We start from the raw sequence: 23828 nt of genomic DNA on the forward strand, positions 1-23828 counted from the left end.
CCTCCCTGGTGTAATATGTGTGATATATAAAATAAAGAGACATTGATTTAGATCAAAACCAATGCCCCTTTAACCTATATACTGTAATATATTTTATCAATATCACAAAAAACTGTCAAGAAAAAAGCCCCTGTTTCCATAAGGTTCCTGCTGCTGATGTTACTGCCCACTAGCAGTATTTCCTCAAGATGTTTTTGTGAACAGAATTTACAGAAATCCTGAGGATCGGGAGTTCCATAACTCCCGATTTTGTATTGTAAATTCTGTCCCATGAATTATAATCTAAACAGGAGATCATCTAAAAACACATACAAAGGAGAAACTTATGAAAAAGCTAAAAAAATTAACATCTCTGCTATTTCTGTTCTGCTGTCTTTGCTTCTGTCTGATCCTGTTTCCACAGACAGCCCGGGCAGGCTCTCTTACGCCAACCGCACAGGACAATCTCAATGTCAGGTTACGCCGTACCTCTGATCTTATTCCTGTTTCCGGCGGATACATGAGGGTCTTCCACCAGAAAAATTCTGTCGGCGTTGAATATTACGATAATGATCTGAAGATCAGAAGCAAGCGCAAGATCAACATGGAGCTTCCACTGTGGGGTGGCTTTTATGCCGGATCTGACGGATATTATCTGGTAGAAGGCCAGACAAACAACAAAGAAAACGATTCCGCTGAGGTCATCCGCGTTATCCGCTACGATACAAGCTGGAACCGGAACGGTGCAGCAGCAATTACCAGTAACCCGGAGCTTTTTGGCGGTGAGGTCCGCACGCCCTTTGACTATGGCTGTGTGGAAATGACAGAAAGCAACGGCAAACTCTATGTTGTTACCGGTCACGAAGGATATGTGGATCCCTCTGTCGGTCAGGGACATCAGGGCTTCCTTATGGCCGAGATCGACCAGGCAACCATGAAAGGAAAGATCGTTTCCTGCGATCTGTGGCATTCCTTTGCACAGTATATCAAATCACAAGGTTCTTATCTCTACGTACTGGAGCAGAGTGAGGGTTCACGATGTACAAAGCTTTCCAGATACGACAGCACTACACTTGCCTGCACCACCATAGAGCTTTTGCCATACGGAGGCTCACATACTTCTGTGTGGGCACTGGCCTGCTACGCAAGCGTTGACGGCATGGCTGTTTCCTCTGACAGTGTATTATGCGTTGGCACTTCCATCGATCAGTCCAAATATGATAAGGTATCTGAAAACACGCCTCATAACCTTTATCTGTCCGTCACACCAATGTCTGACTTTTCCGAAAAAGCAACCACTACCAGGAAGCTTACCAACTTTACAGGCGGAGGAAAAAGCTTTGCGGGCGTAAAGATCACCAAAATAAATGACAACCGTTTTATGATTTCCTGGGAAGAATACGTCTCCGACGATAACAAGAAAAACTCTTCCGCTAACGATCTGCTCTCTTCCAGCACCCTTCATTATCTTTTTGTGGACGGAAAGGGAAAGAGTCTCAGCAAAGAGTTTACAACAGCTGCTCCGATTTCTGACTGTCAGCCTGTGGTAAAGGATTCCAGGGTCGTTTATTATGCTTCAAACTCCAACACCTTGAACTTTTATTCCATTAATTCCGACAACGGAAAAGCTGACAAAAAAACTTACCATATCGCAGGTGACAACGCAACCTGGAATTTCAAAAACGGTATCCTTACGATCTCCGGCTACGGACCACTTTCTATTTCCACAGAGGAAAACCACCGATACCCGGTCTCTTCAACAAAAGGCTGGTTTACCTTCTACAGCGATTCCTCCTGGAAAGCTATCAAAAACCAGATCAGAAAGGTAATAATAAAGCCCGGGATCACAAGTATTTCCGAAAGGGCCTTTGTTTATCTTCCTGAGCTGAAAGAAGTGGACATCCAGAAAGGGGTCACAAAGATCGGAAAAGAAGCTTTCGCCTACTGTGACAAGCTATCCAGGATCAACATACCTGATACTGTTAAAAGCATTGGAACGGATGCTGTGTGGGGCGGCTACGGGTATGTCAACTCTCATGCATATTTTTGCAAGATCCATGCTCCGTACGGCTCTTACGCAGTTACATATGCCAAGAAAAACAATATCAGCTATGCATGCAATATTTCCGATGCAGCTGTAACAGGGATCAAAAAAACATATACCTATACAGGCTCTGACATAAAGCCCGTTCCAACCGTAACTCTTGGAAAAGCAAAGCTTTCTGGCATCAATGATTATCATGTGACATACCAGAACAATAAAAAAGCAGGAACTGCTACCCTGAAGATCATCGGTGATTACCATTTCTACGGAACCATCACCTTAAATTTCCAGATCACTCCTGCAGCCACACCAAAGCCACAGACTGCAAAAACATTCCGGGATGCTTATAATGTCTACACAGTCAATACCACCGGGACTTCCGTAGCACTGAAGGGACCACGTTCACGCAATACTGTCACTGCAAAGATTCCGGCCACTGTCAAAGCTAACGGAAAAACCTACAAAGTCACAGCCATTGCAGCCAATGCCTTCAAAAACTGTAAAAACCTGAAACAGGTAACGATTTCAGGAAATATCACAAGCATAGGTGCCGGAGCCTTCCAGGGATGCACAAGTCTTCGTACTGTAAAAATCGGTTCCCGAGTTTCTGCGATCGGCACAAAAGCTTTCTGTGACTGTAAGGCCCTTACCTCTGTCACCATACAGACAGGACGTCTTACTTCCAAAAGCTCAGGTAAATATATCTTCACAAGAGCAGGTCAGAATAATTACAAAAAACTGACTGTAAAGGTTCCGGCAAGCAGACTTTCCTCTTACAAAAAGCTGTTTCAGAGCCAGGGTCTGTCCACACAGGCCAGGGTTATCAAATAGTCAGGATCGTACCTTGCATTTCCACGCCCCTTATGCTATACTCAGTTTCGCTGCAAAAGCCCGCAAAAACCAAGGTCGTACAGGGCTTACAAGGCGGTCACCGCCTATAAATGTGCCGAGTGTTCGTGACCTTCCACTCGTAAAACAAAACTAAAGGAGAATAAAAAACATGAAAAACAAAGGTACTCATTTTCTGGTACAGGGAGCTGCCATTGCAGCTGTATATGTTGTCCTGACACTGGTATTCGCGCCACTTAGCTTCGGTGAAGTTCAGATCCGGTTTTCCGAGGCGCTGACCGTTCTTCCGTTCTTCACACCGGCTGCCATCCCGGGACTGTTCGTGGGATGTATCATCGCCAATCTTCTTGGCGGTGCGATTCCGGTTGACATCATTTTCGGAAGCATTGCCACACTTATCGGTGCATTCTTTACCTACAAGCTTCGCAATACAGGCAAATGGACAGCCCCAATCCCGCCGATCGTTTCCAACATTGTGATCGTTCCTCTTGTGCTTCGTTACGGATATGGCATTAACCTTCCTATCCCGTTTATGATGCTCACAGTAGGAGCCGGCGAATTTATCTCAGCCGGTGTGATCGGTATGATCCTTCTTGGAGCACTTTTCAAATACAAAAATGTACTTTTTCATAAAAAAGCAGCAGTCTGACTAAATCTGCTGCCCACAAAAAGGAGCCATGAGAAAACAGCAGCATTTCTCATGGCTCTCTTTTATTTTTTCTCTGCGGATTCCTGCAGACTGCGCAGGATCCTCTTTTCCATTCTGGATACCTGTACCTGGGATACGCCAAGCTCATGGGCGATCTCCATCTGGGTCATGTTCTGAAAATACCGCATATAGATCAGCCTCCGCTCCTTTGCCTCCAGAGTTCCCAGTATCTCTTCCAGAAAAATCCTGTCCAGTACTTTTTCCTGCCGGTTTTCTTTTTCCGGAAGCTTGTCCATCAGAGAAATCTCCGTTCCCTCACCCTGATAGATCGTTTTGTGAAGAGATTCCACCTCTGCACCGGATTCCATGGTCATTACCAGTTCTTCTATGGAAATTCCCATTTCCTCTGCCATTTCTCCCGTCGTAGGTTCCCGCTCCAGCCGGCGTGTCAGTGCTTCTCTCACCTGATAGATCCTGTAGTGGTTTTCCTTCAGAGAACGGCTTACCTTCAGTATCCCGTCGTCCCTGAGATAACGTTTGATCTCTCCGATGATCATGGGAACGGCATAGGTGGAAAATTTCACATCATAGGACATGTCAAACTTATCCACAGCTTTCAGAAGTCCGATGCTGCCGATCTGGAACAGATCCTCCATCTCCACCCCTCGTCCCAGAAAACGCTTTGCCACACTGTATATCAGTCCTGTATTTTCCTCAAACAAAAGATCTCTTGCCGCTTTATCCCCCTGGTGTGCACGCCCGATGAGGACAAGAGTACGATCCATAGTTACCTCCTGATGATCTTTTTCATGTGCACTGTAGTTCCACGGCCAACCTCCGATTCCACCTGAAGCTCATCCATAAACGCCTCCATGAATGTAAACCCCATACCGGAGCGGTCTTTATCAGCCTTTGTGGTAAACAGAGGCTCCATGGCTTTTTTGATATCCGGGATCCCGGCTCCGTGATCTGTCACATCTACCTGAAGCTCCTGCCCCCGGAGACGACATTCTACCCGAATCTTATGTATCTCCCCTTCATACCCGTGTATGATGCAGTTGGTCACTGCCTCCGATACTGCGGTCTTCAGATCCGAAATTTCCTCCAGCGTAGGATTCAGCTGTGTGCAGAATGAAGCCACAGCAACTCTTGCCAGTGCTTCATTTACCGGTCTGCTGTCAAAAATGATCGTCATTTCATTTGTGTTTTCCATCATAAACACCCTCCTGTTCACCTGCCGATTTTTTAATTCCACAGATTTCAATATATTTTCCCACTCCGGATAGCCGCAGAAGCTTTGCAATATGACTGTTCACATTGACAACCTGCACACATTTCCCCCTCATGCCAAGTGCCCGGTACCTACCCATCAGCAGACCGATCCCGGAACTATCCATAAAAACGGTCTCTGAGAAATCAAAAATCATATTTTTTATATAGTTATGTCCGATAATCCGGTCTGAATCTCTCCGGATCTCATCAGAAGCCGGATGATCCAGTTCCGCCGGAAGATGTACAGTCAGCACGGTTCCGGATTTTTCAAAACCTGATGTCATTCTATCATTCCCCCATTTTTGATTTTTTATTCCATTTTTCATGACCAAAGGGTAAAAAAAGAGGAATGCACCAACGCACATTCCCCTTATCCGAGGTTTCTCCTCTGTATGAGTTATGATCTTTTTTATTCTGTATAACCTCCATCGTAAGAGGAATCCTCATATCCTCCGTCACTGTAGCTGCTGTCTTCTCCGGAATCTCCGTCAGAGCTCTGTGCATCTTCTCCCGCCGAAGCTGCGGCATCCGCTCCAGCTTCAGCTGTTCTATCTGTGCTGCTATCAGCACTGGACGTTCCGCCAGAAGCTCCGCTCTCGATCCCGCTTACACCGGTCTTTCCGCTGATAGTACTGTAAATCCCCTTTGCAGAATCTGACAGTGTATCCACATATACCTTCTGTAGTTCCAACGCCGCTGTATCCAGATCCTCCTGCTGCATGGCAGTATATGCATTAAACAAAGCCTCATAGCTCTGACTGCGTTTCTGCTCTTCCTCTGCCTGCTTGGCAACTGCATCTGCCGTATCACTGGACTGGGCAACTTCTCCCTGAGCCTTGGTAAGCTCCACACTTTGGCTGGAAAGAGAATCACTGTATTGTATGATCTGCTCATTGGCCTGCCTGTAAATATCCTGTTTCACAGCCGGCAGTACAAGAAGCCAGAATGCTGCCGCACCTGCCGCAAATCCAAGTACCGTGGTAAAGAAAAGTGATATCTTTGATCTTTCTTTATAAGACGACGGCCTTACAACGATTTCTCCGGAAATATTATCATTCTCATTTTTTTCATTTCCAAACAAGCCCTTACGCCGTTTTTCTATCTTTGTGGTAACACCCGTCTGCTCGTCAACTTCACGCAGGAAACGAAGTGTAGTGGTATTGGTCTTGTCGATCCTGGCTGCTTTTTTCAGGGTTCTTCTTGCCTTGTTCCACTCCTGATTCTTCATCTGGATCAGCGCAAGAAGGTGATACCCCTTGATCAGCTTGGGATTCTGGGACAGGATCTTTTTCAGGCGGATGGCCGCCATATCCTCATGGCCTTCCCTGCACATGGCAAGGGCATTGTTGTATTTCTTGATGCTTTCGTTGATCGTTTCCAGTTTGTTCTGGTTTGCCTGAAGCCTGGCAATATATTCTGAAGCCAGATTCCGATTCTTCTGGATATTCTTGCTGATGACCCACTCACTCAGTGCGGCAACCACCTCACCGGTCTCAAAATATACAAGGCCAAGAAGATTTCTCGCACGGATATTCCGTTTGTCATAGGCAAGACTCTGCTTCAGACAGCTGATCGCCCCGGACAGATCCCGGATACTGGCTTTTTCCAGGCCCTGGTTATAATAAAGCTTGGAAAGGTAATCCACCTTCTTCTGGATCAGTACATTGGCTCCACAGTGCGGACAGTAATCCAGATCTGTATCTGTCAGGAACGCTCCACAGTTTATGCAGTTCATTCACTTCTCCTTATCTTACACGTCTGTTGCTCTTGACCTCACGCAGCATCTCCTGGAGTACATCCATGATATCTGTGATCTCCCGGTCATAAATGGCGCCTTCTACATCTGCCACATCCAGACATGGTTCAAATTTCTTCAGTTCCTCTTCATAATCGATCATAATTTTTTCCTCCTGATCACAGCCTTGATCTCACCGACCAGATAAAGGGATCCTACACAGAACAGCATTCCATCCTCGCCTTTTTCCTTTACTGCCCGTTCAAAAGCTGCCGGAACATCCTCTATTGCTTCAACTTCCGGTACTCCGTCTTCACGGAAGATCTCCGCAAGCTCTTCGACCGGAACTTTACGGTATCCGCCTACCTGTGTGACGATCACATGTCGGAAACGGATCCTGGTACAGATCGTACGGATCATATCCGTATAGTCCTTGTCATCCACTGCGGAAAACAGCAAAGTCAGAGGAAATTCCTTCTGGAAATGTTCTGCTGTCTCTACAAACTTCTCAACACCGTCTTCGTTATGTGCGCCATCCACGATCACACCCGGAAGAACCGTTTCCATCCTTCCCTGCCAGCGTGTTTTGGCCATACCGGCCTTCAGAGCCTCCAGAGATACCGGGATCTGATCTTCCAGTACCTGAATGGTTTTTACCGCAAGAGCTGCATTCATAACCTGATAACGGGCGATAAACGGTATGTCAAATACGGTATCGCCATATGTCTTGTCCTTAAGAGAAAATCGGATTCCGTCCTTTGTGATCTTATGGATCTCTGTATCTTCCCGTTTCAGCTCATAATATGGACATCCCAGCTTCTCTGCATTCTCACGCATCACTACGGCCGCATCCGGATCATTTCCGTCGTAGATCACCGGAACACCCGGCACCATGATCCCTGCCTTCTCTCCTGCGATCTCGGAAACCGTATTCCCAAGATACTGCATATGATCCAGGCTGATGGATGTGATCACACAGGCTGCCGGATCCTCCACCGCAGTGGTTGCATCCAGACGTCCGCCAAGGCCGGTCTCCAGTGTTACATAATCCACGCCGGCTTCTGCAAAGATCACCATTCCCATCAGAAGGAGTGTCTCAAAATAGGTGGGATGATAGCTGCCCTCCGCAACCAGCTCATCGGAAAGCTTTTTAACTTTTTCAAAAGCACAAAGGAAGGTATCGTCATCGATCACTTCCTCGTTGATCTGAAAACGCTCGTTGATCTCCACCAGATGAGGAGATGTAAAAAGTCCGCAGGAATATCCTGCTTCCCGAAGGACCGATGTGATAAAAGCACAGGTACTTCCCTTTCCGTTGGTTCCTGCCACATGGATCACACGGAATTTCCTCTGCGGATCTCCAAGTCTTTTTAAACATTCTCTGGTATGGTCCAGGCTGTTCTTAGTAGTAAATCTCGGTATATCTTCAATATACGCAACTGCTTCTTCGTAATTCATAAAAAAAACCATCACTTATCTATAATGTATTCGTAAAGAACTTTTGGGGAGAAAAGCTTCTCCCCTTCTGTTCGTTACGATACCATTATATAATAGTGGTGGAAGATGTCCAGTCCTAATCGTAATATTTTATCCGACATTTTTTGTATCGGAGTATCTTTTCTATGTCATTTACTGGTTGTCTGTACTGTTTTCTTCACCGGAATCTTCTGTGGATCCCGTTTCTGACGCTGTATCCGTTAGCCCTGTATCAGAACTGCTCTTTTCACTGTCAAGCTTCCACTTGCTGTCAGCAAGCAGTGCATAAACTGCCCGGTCATGGCTCTTGGTCATGGCTTTTCTGGTGGAACTGTTGCTTCGCTGCACTACCGAGATCCGGTCAAAATCATCCAGTTCTTTTCCGGTAATAATCAGCTTGGTAGGATTCACGTAAACCGTATCGTACCATTCTCCGTTGATCTTCACCTGGCTGGACGGCGTAAAGTTTGTTCCCTGGATATAATAGGTGTGATCCGTCTCAGACACAACCTGAATGGAATCCAGTGTGGTATCATAGATTCCCATACGCATCTTTGTCCGCTCAAAAGGATTCTCTCCGTCATATGTATACTGCTTTCCGTAAAGAAGATCGTACTGCAGGGTCTCCAGATCCACCTGATAATTTTTGGTATTTCTTCTTGCCTGATGATACTTGAAAGTATTTCCCTCATGGATACCTACACGGTCCATAACCTCTGCTGCCATCTGGTATGCCGCAAGATTTTCTTTCTTTTTCTTAAGTCCGAAATTATCCCACATCACATACTCTGTCTGGAACAGATATTTATTCTCCACATCCTCCACAGTCAGTCCCATGGTTGGCAGATGATCACCATACATAACCAGTACCACATCCTCCGGATAATCTGCCAGCTTATCAGTCAGCTCTTTGACAAAATCATCCATCTCATGGATCTGATTTACATAATACTCCCACTTATTGTTCAGCTCGTCCGTAGGGGCCCCGGAAACTGTGATCTCCGGATTTTCCAGCACCGGTTCTGAAGGGTAATCTCCATGTCCCTGTACGGAAATAGTATATACATAATCAGGTCCTTCTGTGGAATCCAGACACTTGACGATCTCATCGGTGAGGACACTGTCCTTGGTCCAGCCCAACGGGTTCTTCTGGTTTTCATCCTTCATGTACTCTGCCGAAGTAAAGGTATCAAATCCCAGATTCGGGAAAATGCTTCTTCTTCCGTAGAAATTCGCCTCATTGTTATGTACTGCATGGGCAGTATAGCCCAGATTCTTCAGAACATACGGCGCGCTCTCACATGTAGTTTCCTTAAGGATACTCTTGTAAGGATATTCTCCCGGTCCAAAATAATGAAGGCTCATTCCAGTAATGGATTCAAACTCAGTATTTGCGGTTCCGGCTCCTACGGAAGGTACCTTATAATATCCGGAGGAATACTCCTTCATCAGCTTTCTGAAATTCGGAATAGGATCTTCTGACAGCTCCAGATAATTTACCAGCGTAGGATCAAAAAAGGACTCCAGCTGCAAAAACAGAATATTCGGATGACTGCCTTCTTTCGTTTCCGGAAGATTTTCTTCCGACTTCTCGATCCTTTTGATCTCGCTTTTGGAATAATCTCTCGGTGCACTGATTCCGGTATTAAAGATCGTCGTTGCCAGACAGTAAGGATATCCGTAATCCTCATAAGCTATGGCAATATTTCCAAAATAATTGGAAAGAACTCTTTTTTCCAGAGCAAGCTGTGTGATTCCTCCAAATGCAAGAACCCCAACCAGGACCAGTGGAATATTCACCTTATATTTCAGCTTGCCTCTGTACTTCGGCGACCTTATCAGGATGATCAGAAGGATTAGAACCGCAATTCCCAGAAGAACTGCACCTATGGTCATCTGGGTATGGGTCAGATATTTTTTTGCAATACTGAGACCATCTGTCAGATTCTTCACATCCGGTCCTGTAAACGGTGTGACACGGTTGAGAAGAAGCACACCGTTTACGATTCCCAGAAACAGCCATAAGCTGCCCACAAAGATACGCCAGAAAATTCTCTTTCGGAAGAGATAAACAATCAGCATCGTCGTAAAGATAAACGCTGCATTATAAGCAAATACAAGCGGCCTTGTGGTCATGTAGGTCCACGCCTCTGTGAACGAGTGCCTGCATATGGCCTCGATCACAAAGTACAGGACTGCACAGCCCAGAGCCTGAAGTATCAGCGAAATCTTATTGAAAAAGTTACACCACTTCATTAAAACACTCCTTCGTTATTTCACCATCTGTGTTAACTGCAGGTTCACTTTCTCTTTCATCTCTTTGTATTTCTCAAGTTTCTCCTTCTCTGCCTCTACCTTGGCTGCAGGTGCCTTGTTCACAAAATTCGGATTGTTCAGCATTCCCTCGCAGCGTGCGATTTCTTTTGTAAGTCGCTCCTGCTCTTTTGTGAGACGTTCGATTTCTTTTTCACGGTCGATCAGATCCTCCAGCGGCAGATAAACCACACCGTCTGCCACAACGATGGATACCGCATCCTCACCGATTCCGTTCTTATCCTGCTGTACGTGGATCTCTTTTGCAAACGCAAGGTTTGTAAAGGATTTCTTGCAGGACTCAAAACGTGCACAGCACTCTGCATCCTTGCCTACGATGTAGATATTTGTCTTTCTGTTCTGCGGTACGTTCATCTCGTTTCTGGTGTTACGGATTCCACGTACAACCTCCTGGAAGCTTGAAACTGCTTTCTCAGCATCTGCAAAGTTCATCTCATCTTTGTATACCGGCCAGTCAGAGATCATAATGGACTCTTCCTCAGGAAGCAGTGTGCAGTAGATCTCCTCTGTGATAAACGGCATGAACGGATGAAGAAGCTTCAGTCCCTGTGTCAGTGCAGTGCGAAGTGTCCACAGTGCATCGTTTGCTGCTGCCGGGTTCTCCTCTGCTTTCCACAGTCTTACTTTGGCCATCTCGATATACCAGTCACAGAGCTCATCCCACAGGAAGTCATAAACTTTCTGTACAGCGATTCCAAGCTCATATTTATCCATGTTCTCGGTAACATCGCGGATCACGGTGTTCAGTCTGGAAAGGATCCATTTATCCTCGTTGCAAAGAGCGTTCAGGTCTTCCGGCTCTGTTACGGTCTTTCCTTCCAGGTTCATCATAATGAAACGGGATGCATTCCAGATCTTGTTTGCAAAGTTACGGCTGGACTCTACACGCTCCCAGTAGAAACGCATGTCATTTCCAGGTGCATTACCTGTCATCAGAGTCAGACGAAGTGCATCTGCACCGTATTTATCGATAACTTCCAGCGGATCGATACCGTTTCCAAGGGATTTACTCATCTTACGTCCTTGGGAGTCACGTACCAGGCCGTGGATCAGTACATGGTGGAACGGAGTCTCACCGGTCTGCTCCAGTGCGGAAAATACCATACGGATAACCCAGAAGAAGATGATATCATATCCGGTTACCAGAACATCTGTCGGATAGAAGTACTCAAGCTCCGGTGTCTTATCCGGCCATCCAAGCGTGGAGAATGGCCACAGTGCGGAACTGAACCAGGTATCCAGAGTGTCCTCATCCTGGTGCATATGTGTGCATCCGCATTTCGGGCACTTCTCAGGCATTTCTCTTGCAACAACCATCTCACCGCACTCATCGCAGTAATAAGCCGGGATTCTGTGTCCCCACCAGAGCTGACGGGAAATACACCAGTCACGGATATTCTCCAGCCAGTGCAGGTAAGTCTTGTCAAAACGTGCCGGAACAAACTGAAGATTTCCGTCGTCCAGAGTCTTGATGGCAGCTTTTGCCATTTCATCCATTTTTACAAACCACTGTGGTTTGATCATTGGCTCTACGGTTGTACCGCAGCGATCATGGGTACCAACGCTGTGACTGTGCGGAACAACTTTTACAAGGAGTCCCTGCTCTTTCAGGTCTTCTACCATGGCCTTACGTGCCTCGTAACGGTCCATACCTGCATATTTTCCGCCAAGGCTGTTGATAGTCGCATCATCGTTAAGGATATTGATCTCCTCAAGATTATGGCGGCGTCCAACCTCGAAGTCATTGGGGTCATGTGCCGGTGTAATCTTAACGCAGCCTGTTCCGAATTCCTTGTCAACATACTCATCGGCAATAACCGGGATCTCTCTGTCTGTAAGAGGAAGTTTCAGCATCTTGCCTACAAGATCTTTATATCTCTCATCCTCCGGATTTACAGCAACTGCTGTATCACCGAGAAGTGTCTCCGGACGAGTGGTTGCGATCTCAACAAAACGTCCTTCCTCACCTACGATGGGATAATTGATGTGCCAGAAAAATCCGTCCTGGTCTTCATGCACAACCTCTGCATCAGAAATAGAGGTCTGGCATACAGGACACCAGTTGATGATCCTGGAGCCTTTGTAGATATAGCCTTTCTCATAAAGGCGGATAAATACTTCCTGAACAGCCTTGGAGCAGCCCTCATCCATGGTAAAGCGCTCACGCTCCCAGTCTGCAGATGCTCCCAGCTTTTTCAGCTGATTGATGATCTTTCCGCCGTACTCCTCTTTCCATGCCCAGGCATGTTTCATAAATTCGTCACGGCCGATCTCGTTCTTATCAATCCCTTCCTTACGAAGCTTCTCTGTCACCTTAACCTCTGTAGCGATGGCTGCATGGTCAGTTCCCGGCTGCCAGAGGGCCTCATAGCCCTGCATTCTTTTGAAACGGATCAGTATATCCTGCATGGTCTCATCCAGTGCATGTCCCATATGCAGCTGTCCGGTTACATTGGGCGGCGGCATTACAATTGTAAAAGGTTTTTTGTCCGGATTAACTTTTGCATGGAAGTATCCGTTATCCATCCATTTTTTGTACAGACGATCCTCAATACCCTTGGGATCATAAGTCTTTGCAAGTTCTTTACTCATGTTTTCCTCCTGAATCTTTCTGATTATAGGAACCTTAAAATGTTCCTGTTCTCTGCAAGAAAAAACACGCCCTCCACACAAAAGCCAATAACTAATGTGCGAAGGGCGATCATTCTCGCGGTACCACCTTCATTATCCGGAAAAAACATCTGTTATTCCCGTCTATCTCTTGTCCCTTAACGCGGGGTACGTGAAAACCTACACAGCAGCATCTGCATCTGTTCTGCATTTCTGCTTTCAGTTTCCCGGCTCCTAAGCTACCTTCTGCAGTCCTCCATCTGAAAATGCCTTTCAGCCTGCGCTTCTCTTGCGTCTGTGCATTTCTCTCTGTCAGCGTAGATCTGCATACTCCTCTTATTCAACACCTTTGCCATGTTCCTACTATAATGAAATTTTCTTTTTTTGTCAAGACAGAGACCTTATTTCAAAAGTAAAAATCAAAATAAAATAGAATATCTCCACCGGTTATTTTTTCCAATGGAGATATTTTTTTATCTATCTTTCTTTTATTGTTTTGTACTCCTTCTCAATGCCTGCGATCAGTGTTTTCATTGTATATTCCAGAATTTCATTTCCGAATGCTTCCGATGATTCTCGGACCGGATGACGTCCTGCAATACCGATCAGATTACTCTCATCTTCTTTTACCTGTCCAAAGTCAACCAGTTCCGGCCGAACAGCCATTACAATAGAGGTCTCATTTGCTCCGGCATGATCATTCTGATATTTCAGTCTCTCATCATCCGCATAGGTCCATGCTGTCATAATGCACAGTCCGTATTTTTCTTCTGCCTCTTCCTTCATTTCCTGAAATGCATTTGTTGACGGACCGTGTCCATGTCCCACAACGATGCGGACTCCTGCTCTGGAAAGCTGTGCAAAAATACTGCGCAGCAGATCCTGAAACAGTCCCTTTTCCATCCAGTAAGCACTGCCTTTCATCTGCTGGGCACAATAAGTATTCAGTGCGCCCTCTGTATTGATATCCATTCCATAAAATACAGTTCCCCGATCATCAAATAAACGGTCAGGTCCCATGAACAGCATCGGAAGCACTACACCACCGACCTTTTCCGCCACCCGGACAAACAGTTCTTTTGACTGGATCCCGTCAGCTCCAAGAGGCATATGCGGACCATGCCATTCCAGTGTGCCAAGTGGCAGATAGGCAACCGGCATCTCCTTTATCCTCTGTACACATTCTTCCGGAAGTAATTCCTCGTATAATACTTTTTTCATGCTCGTCTCCTCCTTATCCTTTTACCGCTCCGGCAATTACTCCCTGTATGATCCATTTCTGGCAGACCATATAGAAAATAACGATTGGTATGATCGCCAACACCAGCATAGCCATCATAAGTCCCAGATCGATAGAGCCATATCCTCCTCTAAGATACTGGATCGCTACAGAGATCGTTTTGTATTCAGAGCCAATTACAAGATATGGAAGCAGATAGTCGTTCCAGATCCACATGGCATTCAGGATCGCAACTGTCATGACGGTAGGACGTATCACAGGAAGCACGACATTAAAGTAGATTTTCATAATAGAACAACCATCGATCATTGCCGCTTCTTCCAAAGAAACCGGGATTGATTTGATAAAACCTGTAAACATAAACACTGACAAGCCGGCGCCAAATCCTACATAGATAAACACAATGCCGATCAGATTGTCCAGCTTAAACATATTTGACACTTTAACAAGAGTAAACATAACCATCTGGAACGGTACGATCATTGCAAAAGCGAACAGATAATACAGTACCTTTGTAAAATGACTTTTTACACGTACCAGATACCATGCTGTCATCGAAGTCAGCAGAACAATAAGGACCACAGATGCTACAGTTATAAATAAAGTAATAAAAAATGCCTGTATAAAACCAGTCTTGATCAGACCCTCTCCATAATTCGCCATTTTTACAAAGGAGTCAGCATTAGGAAGTGCAAACGGTGTACTGTTGATATACAGCTTGCTCTTAAAGGAATTCATAAATACAATAATGATCGGGGCAATAAATAAAACCGAGATCACTGTAAGAATTACGATCATTGCTATTTCGCTTTTCTTGTTTTTCATCAGCTTTCAACCTCCTTACGCCGTGTGACAACAAGCTGCGTTACTGAGATTGCAGCTACGATCAGCAAGAACAGCACCGCTTTTGCCTGTCCTATTCCCTCATATCCCATCCTGTTGTAGAATGAATTATAGATGTCCAGTGCAACCAGCGAAGTTGATTTTCCCGGAAGTCCTGCTGTCAGAGCAAGGTTTAAGTCGAACATTTTAAATGCATTTGTCGTTGTCATAAACAGACAGATCGTAATTGCAGGCATGATCAGAGGCAGGATGATCTTTGTAACCATCTGTCTCCGGTTTACTCCATCGATAAGAGCCGCTTCCTTTACATCCTCTGAAATATTCTGGATAGCCGCAATGTAAATAACCATCATATATCCGATCATCTGCCAGTTCATGGCGATCACCATTCCCCAGAATCCGTATGAGGCCTTCACAGTAAGCGTTGTTTTGAAAAAAGCAAGAACACCATTGATGATCAGCTGCCAGATATAACCAAGTACGATTCCGCCCAGGAGATTTGGCATAAATATAACTGTTCGAAAAATATTTGTTCCACGGAGCTTTCTCGACAGCACATAGGCCAGTGCAAAAGCGATCAGATTGATAGTCACAAGATTTACAAGCACAAATTTAACGGTAAACCAGAGAGAAGCCAGGAAATCCTTATCCTGGAATGCAACTATATAATTGCTCAGTCCAACCCACTGTGCATCTGCCACAGTCGTAAATTTAGTAAATGAAAGATAAATTCCCAGTATAAATGGAATAATAAATGCAACTGTAAATGCGATCAGTGTTGGCAGTACCAATATCACAAATCTCTTTTTAAAAGCTTTTTCCATCTTTTACAAACCCTCTCTTTTATTACACAGGGCAGAAACATTTCTGTCTCTGCCCATGCTCTTCTACTATTGTGCGATCAGAGCTTTCTCCGATGCCCAGCAGTCGATTGTCTTCTTCACTACATCATCCCATTCCATACTTCCCTGTGCATACTCAAGAAGATAGCTTCCAAGCTGGTTTTTAAATTCCTGGCTCGGGAATGTTGCAAAATCCCAGTTGACCGTGTATAAAGAATCATCGTTCATATAAGTCAGCATATCCTGTACAAGCGGGTTATCCGGTCTTTCATCCTCTCCAAATGTGGTAAACGGAGGAATCATTCCAAGGATTCCATTACAGTATGCTTTTCCGCTGTCACTGTTGAACAGCCACTCAAGGAACTTCTGAGAAGCTTTCTGGTCAGCTTCATTAGCCTTGCTGTTTACACAGATATAGTTTTCTGTTCCAACACAGAGTCCCTGTTTTTCTTCTCCCTCTACTCCTGTGTAGATTGGAAGGAACTTAATATCATCCTCTTTGACTACGTTTCCATCCAGGTCATAGATCATTGCCCATCCCCAGTTTCCATTCTGGATCATAGCCACATCGCCCATTGCAAATTCTGCCATGGATTCCTCAACATTTTTAGCACCGACCATAGTTGGCTCTGTACATGAATTGTTCAGATAAAGATCAAAAATATTTTTGAAATTCTTATTGTATGTAAATTTGATCTCATCCAGATTATCTACGTCATCATCTTTATACTCATAGTAGATCGGAAGATTCATAAGATGTGTCTGCCAGCGCCAGTCTTCTCCAGGAGCAAATGAAGTAGATCCGAAAACTCCCTGGATTCCAAGATCATCTTTATGCTTTGTCATATCCTCTACTACAGTTTTAAGTGTGTCGAAATTTTTGATCTCTTTTGTATCTGAAATATCAACGGCTTTATCCGGAAGTGCAAAATACTTCTTCATAATTGCATCATTGTAGATGATTCCATATCCTTCTACCGCATACGGTATAGCATATACGCCATCTCCGTCTGTGATCGCCATATCTTTGTCAGTCAGCCATTCATAAATCTGGGAATCCTTCAGATCAGCACAGTAATCTTTCCAGGTCTGATAGCCGATCGGTCCGTTAACATTGAAAAGTGTCGGCATTTCTTTTTTGGAAAGCTCGGATTTTAATGTCTGCTCATAGGTTCCGCTTCCTGCCGTAACTACTTTCATATTGATTCCGGTTTCTTTTGTAAAGCTTCCTGCTACTTCTTCCCATTCAGCGGAAAGCTCAGATTTAAAATTCAGGAAATATACAGAGCCTGTATCTTCTTCGTCTGTATCTTTTTTGGCTGTATCTTCCTTGACGGTATCTTCTTTGGCGGTGTCTCCTCCGGAATTGCCAGTATTTCCGGCTGTTCCGCATCCTGCAAGAGTCAGCAGTGACATTGATGCCGCAATACCAGCGGCAATTAATTTTTTCGCTTTCATATTTTTCCTCCTATTTTTCATAATGACCAGGAATCCCCACACTGTCACGGATCTGCAGCAGATATTCATTTTCCTTTTCATCACATGGTCTCTCGACTCCATCCTGTAGATACAGCATGCCGTTTATGATACTTTTTGCCTGATATTCTACCGGCTGACTGATCGTAGACAGTGAGGGCGTTATGCGTTCCGAAAACGGAATACCGTCAAACGAAACTACAGATACGTCCTCCGGAATTCTGTAACCATGCTTCATGATCCAGGACATTACCTCTATCGCAACTTCATCGCTAAAACAAAACAATGCCGTTGGCAGCTTCTGAGGTACAAATATCTTCTCTATCACAGAAATCAGACTGCTTTTTTCATAGTCTCCATGGATCTGACCGATCAGGGACTCTTCTTGATCCAGCTGCATCTGCTTTACAGCTCTTAAAAATCCCCGTTTCCTTGCAATAAGGAAGCTGTCGTCCATTTCGTCAATGCAAAAGATGCCCCCTATCCTTCTGTGGCCAAGCTGGGCAAGATAGCATATGGTCTCATAGACAGAGCTTTCATTTTTTTCCATGATATTCAAACGCATTTCCGGTGACTGCATATGACAGACTTTAATCCTAAAATGTTCTTTTATATACGCTTCCTCTTCCCGTGAGAGCAGAAAAAGGCTAAAGCAGACTTCGATTCCTCTGATCTCCAGTTCTCTTAATGCTTCCAGTTTTTCCTCAAATCCTGAATTGCAATAACGGATAATACAGCCATATCCCATCTTACATGCAAACTCATTCAGATACCGAAACAACAGAAGCTGATACTGATTAATGTAGTTTGTCATTATAAAGCCGAACAGTTTTGACTTCTTACCAGCCAGATACTGTGCGTGAACGCTGGGATTATAATTGTACTTTCTGATGGTATCTACCACTCTTTTCTGCAGCTTCTCGCTGACTGGTTTGGAACGGTTGATAACACGGGAAACTGTAGCGATCGAACACCCGCTTTTTTTCGCGATAAATTTAATATCTATATTTGCCATATTTAAAATTCCTCCGGAAGAATTCTATGGTTACATCTTACAGGAAAACGTTTACATTTCAATTGTGAAATACTTACAAAATTAGCTTCAGGCAGATCATGGTCATCCCAGTCTTTCAGGATATTCATTACAAAACTGCCTGCATACAGGGAAATATGTAAAATTCCTGTATGCAGACAGTCTTATCATTTCATTATTTTATTCCACGCTCTTCAGTGACTCTACCATATTGATCTTTTTCAGCTTAAAATGCATTACCATATTTACAAACATGGAGAATCCAAAGGTAATGATCCCACTGTAGACAAAGCTTATTGGCTTGATATTTCTTCCAAACATCACCGCATCTACCTCAACGGTTGTGATCACATATCGGTGAAGGAGGATTCCGAACACTGCGCCTGCCAGAATCCCTATGAAGGACAGCAGGATATTTTCCCGGAATACATACTGGGAAACCTCGCCATCATAAAATCCCAGGACCTTCAATGTTGCAAGCTCTCTCTGCCGCTCTGTGATATTGATGTTGTTCAGATTATACAGTACCACAAATGCCAGCATTCCGGCAGAAATGATCAGGACCCAGATCACCGCTCCGAGGGATCCCAGCATTCGCTCTACCTGACCTGCTGTGCTGCTTGTATAGCTGATACTTAAAGCTGCCGGATATTTCAGGATCGCATTTCCAAGAGTTTCCAGATCACTCTCTGCATCCTCTTTCATAGTATATACTGTACTTGAATACTTCGGTTTCTCCCCGAATGTTTTTTCATAGCAGGATGGGGTCATGTAAACGTAATGTCCCATATAGTTCTCTGTGACAGCAGTGATCTTTACTTTATACTTTCTGTTGTCTTTCTCCAGGGTGATCTTGTCTCCTGCTTTCACACCGATAAGAGAAGCCGTTTTTTCACAGATCACCGCTCCATCATCGGTAAGCTCATACTGCTCGTGGGACTTTCTGTCACGTAATGTTACATCCTCTTTAAAATTTTCCGTATTTTCCGGAACATACACATAGATACTGACACTTCCCTTTTCTTTTGGTGCCGTCATCTTGGTGAGCTGCACACGGGTATAGTGATCGATCTCGCTGTTTCCATCCAGAAATTTCAGAAGATCCTTTTCCTGGCTGTCTGTGGCATCCTCATCATTGATCACCATGGCATCATAGTGCTGGATCTGGTCATATTGGAGAATCGCAATATCCATAATGGAATCATAAAGTCCGAATCCTACAAGCATCAGTCCCATGCTTCCTGCAATTCCGAAAATGGTCATAAAAAGACGCTTTTTATAACGGAAGAGATTTCGCATGGACGATTTCCAGGAAAAGCTCAGATGCTTCCAGATAAAGCTGATCCGTTCAATAAGGATCCGTTTTCCTTCTTTCGGTGCAGGCGGACGCATCAGAGATGCCGGTGTTTCTGCCAGGGTTTTTGCGCAGGAAAACAGTGTAGCGCCCATAGTACAGATCACCGCTGCCCCGGAAGCGATCAGTGCATATTGTAACTCATAATCCAGCTGCATGTGATCGCCAATATTCCAGTACATGATTCCATACGCCTGGATAATGATAAACGGAAGAACCTTTTCTCCGAAAAGTACTCCTGCGATACTTCCGCCTACTGTAGCCAGAAATGCGTAGCTGAGATACTTGGATGCAATGGATGCTTTTCCATATCCTAGCGCTTTCATGGTTCCGATCTGGGTTCGCTGTTCCTCCACCATTCGTGTCATCGTGGTAAGACTGATCAGAGCCGCTACAAGGAAGAATATCATCGGGAAAACCTTTCCGATGTTTTTCAGTCGCTCTGCGTTATCACCAAAATCCGAATATTCTGGAAGGTCATTGCGGTCCGTGACGATCCACTCCGGTGTTTCAATATCATCCACCTCTTTCTGGGCATCCTCGATCTTCTGCTGGGCTTCCGCAATTTTGTCATCGGCTTCTTTTTTGCCGTCCTGATATTCTTTCTTTCCATCGGAAAGCTTCTTTTTTACGTCCTCCAGGTCTTTTTTGGCGTCTTTTAATTTCTGTTCATTTTCCCGGATCTCTTTTTCACCATCCAGGAGCTTCTGTTCATTTTCATCCAGTTCTGCCTGACTGCTGGTAAGCTTTTCCGTATTTGTCTGGATCTCTGCCTGTCCTGCATTTAACTGTGCCTGCTTTTCCTCCAGCTGCTGCCGCCCTGCGCTGAGCTGGGCTCTGGCCGAATCCAGCTGACTCTGGCCATCATCCAGAGTTGCCTGGTTTGCCGTAATTTCTTCTTTTGCCGCTGAAAGCTCAGCTTTCTTTGTTTCCAGCTCTTTTTTCCCTTTATCCAGTTCTTCCTGGCCTGCGTTCAGCTGTGCTTCTGTCTGGGAAAGTGTCTCTTCCTGTTCCTTGATTTGGCTGAAGCCCTCATTGATCTGACCAAGGCTGCTCTCCAAGGTAGCTCTTGTCTGGGCCAGCTCTGATTTTTTCGCTGTAAGCTCTGACTGTGCCCCGTCGAGCTGTGCCTGGCCGGCATTTATCTGTTCTTCCATTGCACTGATCTGGCCATTTAATGTCTGGATCTGCGTGGAAAGCTCAGCCAGCTCTTCCTGGTTTTTTCCTGCTTCCGCACCGGCGTCATACTGCGCCTGCAGCTCCGCCGCCTGACTGCTTAATGCCTCTTTCTGGCTGGTCAATTCATCCAGCTGTGCCTGCTGCCCGGAAAGGGCTTCTTCACTGGAACTGATCTGGGATTCGCCCTCAGAAACCTGTACAAGTCCTGCCTCACACTGTTCTTTCTGACTGGTGAGAGCAGCCTTTGTTTCTTTGATCGTATTCTTTCCCGTTTCCAACTGTTCTCTTCCACTGTCAAGCTCAGCCTGTTTGCTTTCCAGTGTTTTCTCCGCTTCCCGGAGCTGGGCCTCACCGTCACTTACCTGCTGTTTTGCGGCAGTCAGCTGTTCATATCCGGCAGTCAGCTCTGACTGCTTCTCATTTATCTGTGCTTCGGAGTCAGCAAGCTGGGATCTGGCAGCATTTAACTGGGACAGACCGTCTTCCACCTGCTGTTTTGCGCTGTTAAGCTGAGACCATCCATCTTCAATCTGTTTTCTTCCGTCAGCAAGCTGCTGTTTTCCATCGGTCAGCTCCTTTTTTGCATCACTGAGCTGCTGTTTTCCATCTTCGTACTCTTTTTTTCCATCCTCATACTTCTTCTGCCCATCATCCAGCTTTTTCTTCGCGTCGCCAAGTTTTTCCTCTGATTCCTTCTTTCCGTCCTCAAGCTCTTTTCTGGCATCATTCAGTTTTTCATTGGCTTCTGCGACGATCTCATCGTAGCGCAGACTGCACTGTTCTTTTTCGATGCCTTCCACACGCTTCTGTATTTTCCTGATAAGATTGTCGTAAGCATCGGTATAGCTGATCACATCCCCAGATTCATGAACCATAATATAGATCTGGGTAAAAGCTTCCTGTTCAAAATCCTCAGGAAGAATGTATCCGAAGCCGCTGACCTCACCGGATCCAAGAGTCGTATTTCCTCTGTTAAATGAAATATAAAGAGGGCTGCTTCCGATTCCCACAACTGTATAGGTTGTTTTTTTCAGAAGCTCACTGTCTCCATCCTCACTGACAGATATGGTATCCCCGATTTTATACCCCCGATTCTTTGCAAATGGCTTGTCCAGAAAAATCTCGCCGCTTTTTTCCGGTATCCTTCCTTCATCTGCTGTAAGTAGATTAAAATTGCTGCTGATAGATTCCAGATGAAGAACCTTCCTGGCATCGTCCTCTCCACTCATAACATCCGTAGAGTAGCTGCCCTCAGCCAGTTCCACACCGTCAATATCCGATACCGCTTTTACATCACGCTGAGTCAGTCCCAGGGTTCCCTGGATCTTCAGATCCATCAGCTTTGCTGCTTCATAATAAGCATCTCCTGAATATCTCATATCCGGAGAAGACGCCTGGATCCCGGAAAAAAATGCAACACCCAGTGCCACGATCAGAAAGATCGAGATAAAACGTGCTTTACTTTTCCGGATCTCCATCCAGAAATCTTTGTGTAATGCCTTCATTCCGTCACCTACCATTCAATCTCTTCCACTGGTGTGGGATGTGCATTTTCAGTCATCCTGGAAACCTTGCCGTTTTTGATCTTGATCACACGGTCGGCCATAGGTGTCAATGCAGAGTTATGAGTAATGACAATAACCGTCATGCCCCGTTCCCTGCAGGTATCCTGAAGGAGCTTCAGGATTGCCTTGCCGGTCTGATAATCCAACGCTCCTGTAGGTTCATCACAGAGCAGAAGCTTTGGATTCTTCGCCAGCGCTCTGGCTATGGAAACTCTCTGCTGCTCACCGCCGGATAACTGTGCCGGAAAATTGGTCAGTCTCTCCCTCAGCCCTACTTCCTCCAGAACTGTCCTAGCATCCAGAGGATCCTTACAGATCTGAAGAGCAAGCTCCACATTCTCCAATGCAGTCAGATTTGGCACCAGATTATAAAACTGGAATACAAATCCAATATCCTCCCGTCGGTATCCGGTCAGCTGCCGGTCTGTATATTTTGCAATATTTTTTCCATCGATCCAGACATTGCCGGATGTGGCCTTATCCATTCCGCCCAGGATATTCAGCACCGTTGTCTTTCCGGCACCGCTTGGTCCTACCACAACCACAAATTCTCCTTTTTTTATCCGGAAGCTGATCTCATCCACAGCTATGATCTTCACTTCTTTTGAGCCATAGATTTTGGATACATTCTCCAGCTTCACATATTCTTCCGTATGCTCCATTTCCACCCCTCCTCTTTACTCTCTATATGATTTCAGGGGGCTTTTATCTGCCCCCTTTTAATTCTCTCACTCACGTATCACAGCTGTAGAAAAATGTTTTCGGCTGTGATCGAATATTATCAATAACTATATTTATAAGTATATCGGTTCTTAATTCAAAATGCAATTTCTACTTATATTTTACAAAGATTTTTCATTCCTGCGCATTTGTATTTTACATTTCTTTTCTATAATACAGACAGATAAAGAAAATCAATATTATGGCTGACTGTTGCTGACAACAGCAGAAGTATAATTCCAGCAAAACAGGAGGAATGGATTATGTATAAAGCACTGTGGAATCACTTAGATCAAAATTTTAAAAAGGCCCCTGCGCCAGCTGTTTTTCTTGCAATTTTGACAGCTGGATGGAGTGCAGCCGGAATTCTTGCAGGATTACTTGTTTGTCTGGAACTTCAGACAGAACTGATGGTGAAGCTGACTGTGATCTTATGTGCCGGTGGATACGCCGGACTGATTCCCGGTTTCTTCGGTGGGATCTTTTATCTTTACCGAATGGATCTTCGGAAACCTTCTGCGGATCCTGCAGCTGATCTGGCAGCTGAAGCGGAAAAAGCTTCTGCCGATCCTGCTTCATTGATCTATTTTCACAATAATTGACAAAAAAGCAGAACTCTGCCTGGTTG

General features: G+C 45.0%; 18 protein-coding genes. 3 read left to right on the forward strand and 15 right to left on the reverse strand.

What is annotated here, in order from left to right; all coding sequences use genetic code 11:
* Positions 1 to 325 precede the first annotated feature (325 nt).
* Both AB5026_RS07125 and AB5026_RS07130 read left to right on the forward strand, forming a co-directional pair.
* On the forward strand, positions 326 to 2854 hold the full coding sequence (locus tag AB5026_RS07125) for a leucine-rich repeat protein (protein WP_368213027.1): 2529 nt from the start codon (positions 326 to 328) through the stop codon (positions 2852 to 2854).
* A 169-nt stretch (positions 2855 to 3023) separates the two neighbouring features.
* The gene (locus AB5026_RS07130; RefSeq protein WP_129974556.1) at positions 3024 to 3521 is read left to right on the forward strand and encodes a QueT transporter family protein; all 498 of its coding nucleotides are present in this window, start codon (positions 3024 to 3026) and stop codon (positions 3519 to 3521) included.
* Between the two features lie 62 nt (positions 3522 to 3583).
* Here the strand turns inward: AB5026_RS07130 and AB5026_RS07135 are convergent, their stop codons facing one another.
* The 15 genes from AB5026_RS07135 to AB5026_RS07205 form a co-directional block, all read right to left on the reverse strand.
* Complete coding sequence (locus AB5026_RS07135; protein WP_021650746.1) at positions 3584 to 4306, reverse strand: SigF/SigG family RNA polymerase sporulation sigma factor; 723 nt, start codon at positions 4304 to 4306, stop codon at positions 3584 to 3586.
* Between the two features lie 2 nt (positions 4307 to 4308).
* On the reverse strand, positions 4309 to 4734 hold the full coding sequence (gene spoIIAB, locus AB5026_RS07140; RefSeq protein WP_015526893.1) for an anti-sigma F factor: 426 nt from the start codon (positions 4732 to 4734) through the stop codon (positions 4309 to 4311).
* The gene (locus AB5026_RS07145) at positions 4718 to 5077 is read right to left on the reverse strand and encodes an anti-sigma factor antagonist (protein ID WP_044961012.1); all 360 of its coding nucleotides are present in this window, start codon (positions 5075 to 5077) and stop codon (positions 4718 to 4720) included. Before AB5026_RS07145 ends, spoIIAB begins: the two co-directional genes overlap by 17 nt.
* A 125-nt stretch (positions 5078 to 5202) precedes the next feature.
* Positions 5203 to 6528, reverse strand: a complete 1326-nt coding sequence (locus AB5026_RS07150; protein ID WP_368213028.1) for a hypothetical protein — start codon at positions 6526 to 6528, stop codon at positions 5203 to 5205.
* A gap of 10 nt (positions 6529 to 6538) precedes the next feature.
* A complete protein-coding gene (locus AB5026_RS07155) occupies positions 6539 to 6691 on the reverse strand; it encodes a hypothetical protein (RefSeq protein WP_021977044.1) in 153 nt (50 codons plus the stop codon).
* Complete coding sequence (locus AB5026_RS07160) at positions 6688 to 7986, reverse strand: folylpolyglutamate synthase/dihydrofolate synthase family protein (protein WP_368213029.1); 1299 nt, start codon at positions 7984 to 7986, stop codon at positions 6688 to 6690. Before AB5026_RS07160 ends, AB5026_RS07155 begins: the two co-directional genes overlap by 4 nt.
* 171 nt (positions 7987 to 8157) lie before the next feature.
* Positions 8158 to 10260, reverse strand: coding sequence for an LTA synthase family protein (locus AB5026_RS07165; RefSeq protein ID WP_368213031.1), 2103 nt, complete (start codon positions 10258 to 10260; stop codon positions 8158 to 8160).
* A gap of 15 nt (positions 10261 to 10275) precedes the next feature.
* Complete coding sequence (locus tag AB5026_RS07170) at positions 10276 to 12930, reverse strand: valine--tRNA ligase (protein ID WP_368213032.1); 2655 nt, start codon at positions 12928 to 12930, stop codon at positions 10276 to 10278.
* A 495-nt stretch (positions 12931 to 13425) separates the two neighbouring features.
* Positions 13426 to 14169, reverse strand: a complete 744-nt coding sequence (locus AB5026_RS07175) for a creatininase family protein (protein WP_059085324.1) — start codon at positions 14167 to 14169, stop codon at positions 13426 to 13428.
* A gap of 13 nt (positions 14170 to 14182) precedes the next feature.
* Positions 14183 to 15013, reverse strand: coding sequence for a carbohydrate ABC transporter permease (locus AB5026_RS07180; RefSeq protein ID WP_059085323.1), 831 nt, complete (start codon positions 15011 to 15013; stop codon positions 14183 to 14185).
* Positions 15013 to 15855 (reverse strand): carbohydrate ABC transporter permease, encoded by an 843-nt coding sequence (locus tag AB5026_RS07185; protein ID WP_059085322.1) that lies wholly within the window; start codon positions 15853 to 15855, stop codon positions 15013 to 15015. Before AB5026_RS07185 ends, AB5026_RS07180 begins: the two co-directional genes overlap by 1 nt.
* Positions 15856 to 15921: 66 nt before the next feature.
* The gene (locus AB5026_RS07190) at positions 15922 to 17331 is read right to left on the reverse strand and encodes an ABC transporter substrate-binding protein (protein WP_059085321.1); all 1410 of its coding nucleotides are present in this window, start codon (positions 17329 to 17331) and stop codon (positions 15922 to 15924) included.
* A 10-nt stretch (positions 17332 to 17341) separates the two neighbouring features.
* On the reverse strand, positions 17342 to 18364 hold the full coding sequence (locus AB5026_RS07195) for a LacI family DNA-binding transcriptional regulator (protein WP_059085320.1): 1023 nt from the start codon (positions 18362 to 18364) through the stop codon (positions 17342 to 17344).
* 198 nt (positions 18365 to 18562) lie between these two features.
* Positions 18563 to 22435, reverse strand: a complete 3873-nt coding sequence (locus AB5026_RS07200; protein ID WP_173739933.1) for an FtsX-like permease family protein — start codon at positions 22433 to 22435, stop codon at positions 18563 to 18565.
* Positions 22429 to 23142 carry an ABC transporter ATP-binding protein gene (locus AB5026_RS07205; protein WP_021977039.1) on the reverse strand — a complete coding sequence of 238 codons (714 nt, stop codon included), beginning with the start codon at positions 23140 to 23142 and terminating at the stop codon, positions 22429 to 22431. Before AB5026_RS07205 ends, AB5026_RS07200 begins: the two co-directional genes overlap by 7 nt.
* A 321-nt stretch (positions 23143 to 23463) precedes the next feature.
* On the opposite strand from AB5026_RS07205, the gene AB5026_RS07210 reads away from it, so the two are divergent.
* The gene (locus AB5026_RS07210; RefSeq protein WP_278635217.1) at positions 23464 to 23802 is read left to right on the forward strand and encodes a hypothetical protein; all 339 of its coding nucleotides are present in this window, start codon (positions 23464 to 23466) and stop codon (positions 23800 to 23802) included.
* Positions 23803 to 23828 lie beyond the last annotated feature (26 nt).

It is taken from the genome of Blautia sp. RTP21359st1_E11_RTP21359_211015 (assembly GCF_040910705.1).
Taxonomy (GTDB): Bacteria; Bacillota; Clostridia; order Lachnospirales; family Lachnospiraceae; genus Blautia_A; species Blautia_A fusiformis.

Bases quoted from the DNA above. Each gene is read 5' to 3' on its own strand.
- AB5026_RS07165 (WP_368213031.1), bottom strand. From the start codon at position 10,260: ATGAAGTGGTGTAACTTTTTCAATAAGATTTCGCTGATACTTCAGGCT.
- spoIIAB (WP_015526893.1), bottom strand. From the start codon at position 4,734: ATGGAAAACACAAATGAAATGACGATCATTTTTGACAGCAGACCGGTA.
- AB5026_RS07175 (WP_059085324.1), bottom strand. From the start codon at position 14,169: ATGAAAAAAGTATTATACGAGGAATTACTTCCGGAAGAATGTGTACAG.
- AB5026_RS07135 (WP_021650746.1), bottom strand. From the start codon at position 4,306: ATGGATCGTACTCTTGTCCTCATCGGGCGTGCACACCAGGGGGATAAA.
- AB5026_RS07180 (WP_059085323.1), bottom strand. From the start codon at position 15,013: ATGAAAAACAAGAAAAGCGAAATAGCAATGATCGTAATTCTTACAGTG.
- AB5026_RS07190 (WP_059085321.1), bottom strand. From the start codon at position 17,331: ATGAAAGCGAAAAAATTAATTGCCGCTGGTATTGCGGCATCAATGTCA.
- AB5026_RS07205 (WP_021977039.1), bottom strand. From the start codon at position 23,142: ATGGAGCATACGGAAGAATATGTGAAGCTGGAGAATGTATCCAAAATC.
- AB5026_RS07155 (WP_021977044.1), bottom strand. From the start codon at position 6,691: ATGATCGATTATGAAGAGGAACTGAAGAAATTTGAACCATGTCTGGAT.
- AB5026_RS07150 (WP_368213028.1), bottom strand. From the start codon at position 6,528: ATGAACTGCATAAACTGTGGAGCGTTCCTGACAGATACAGATCTGGAT.
- AB5026_RS07210 (WP_278635217.1), top strand. From the start codon at position 23,464: ATGTATAAAGCACTGTGGAATCACTTAGATCAAAATTTTAAAAAGGCC.
- AB5026_RS07145 (WP_044961012.1), bottom strand. From the start codon at position 5,077: ATGACATCAGGTTTTGAAAAATCCGGAACCGTGCTGACTGTACATCTT.
- AB5026_RS07170 (WP_368213032.1), bottom strand. From the start codon at position 12,930: ATGAGTAAAGAACTTGCAAAGACTTATGATCCCAAGGGTATTGAGGAT.
- AB5026_RS07200 (WP_173739933.1), bottom strand. From the start codon at position 22,435: ATGGTAGGTGACGGAATGAAGGCATTACACAAAGATTTCTGGATGGAG.
- AB5026_RS07130 (WP_129974556.1), top strand. From the start codon at position 3,024: ATGAAAAACAAAGGTACTCATTTTCTGGTACAGGGAGCTGCCATTGCA.
- AB5026_RS07185 (WP_059085322.1), bottom strand. From the start codon at position 15,855: ATGGAAAAAGCTTTTAAAAAGAGATTTGTGATATTGGTACTGCCAACA.
- AB5026_RS07160 (WP_368213029.1), bottom strand. From the start codon at position 7,986: ATGAATTACGAAGAAGCAGTTGCGTATATTGAAGATATACCGAGATTT.
- AB5026_RS07195 (WP_059085320.1), bottom strand. From the start codon at position 18,364: ATGGCAAATATAGATATTAAATTTATCGCGAAAAAAAGCGGGTGTTCG.
- AB5026_RS07125 (WP_368213027.1), top strand. From the start codon at position 326: ATGAAAAAGCTAAAAAAATTAACATCTCTGCTATTTCTGTTCTGCTGT.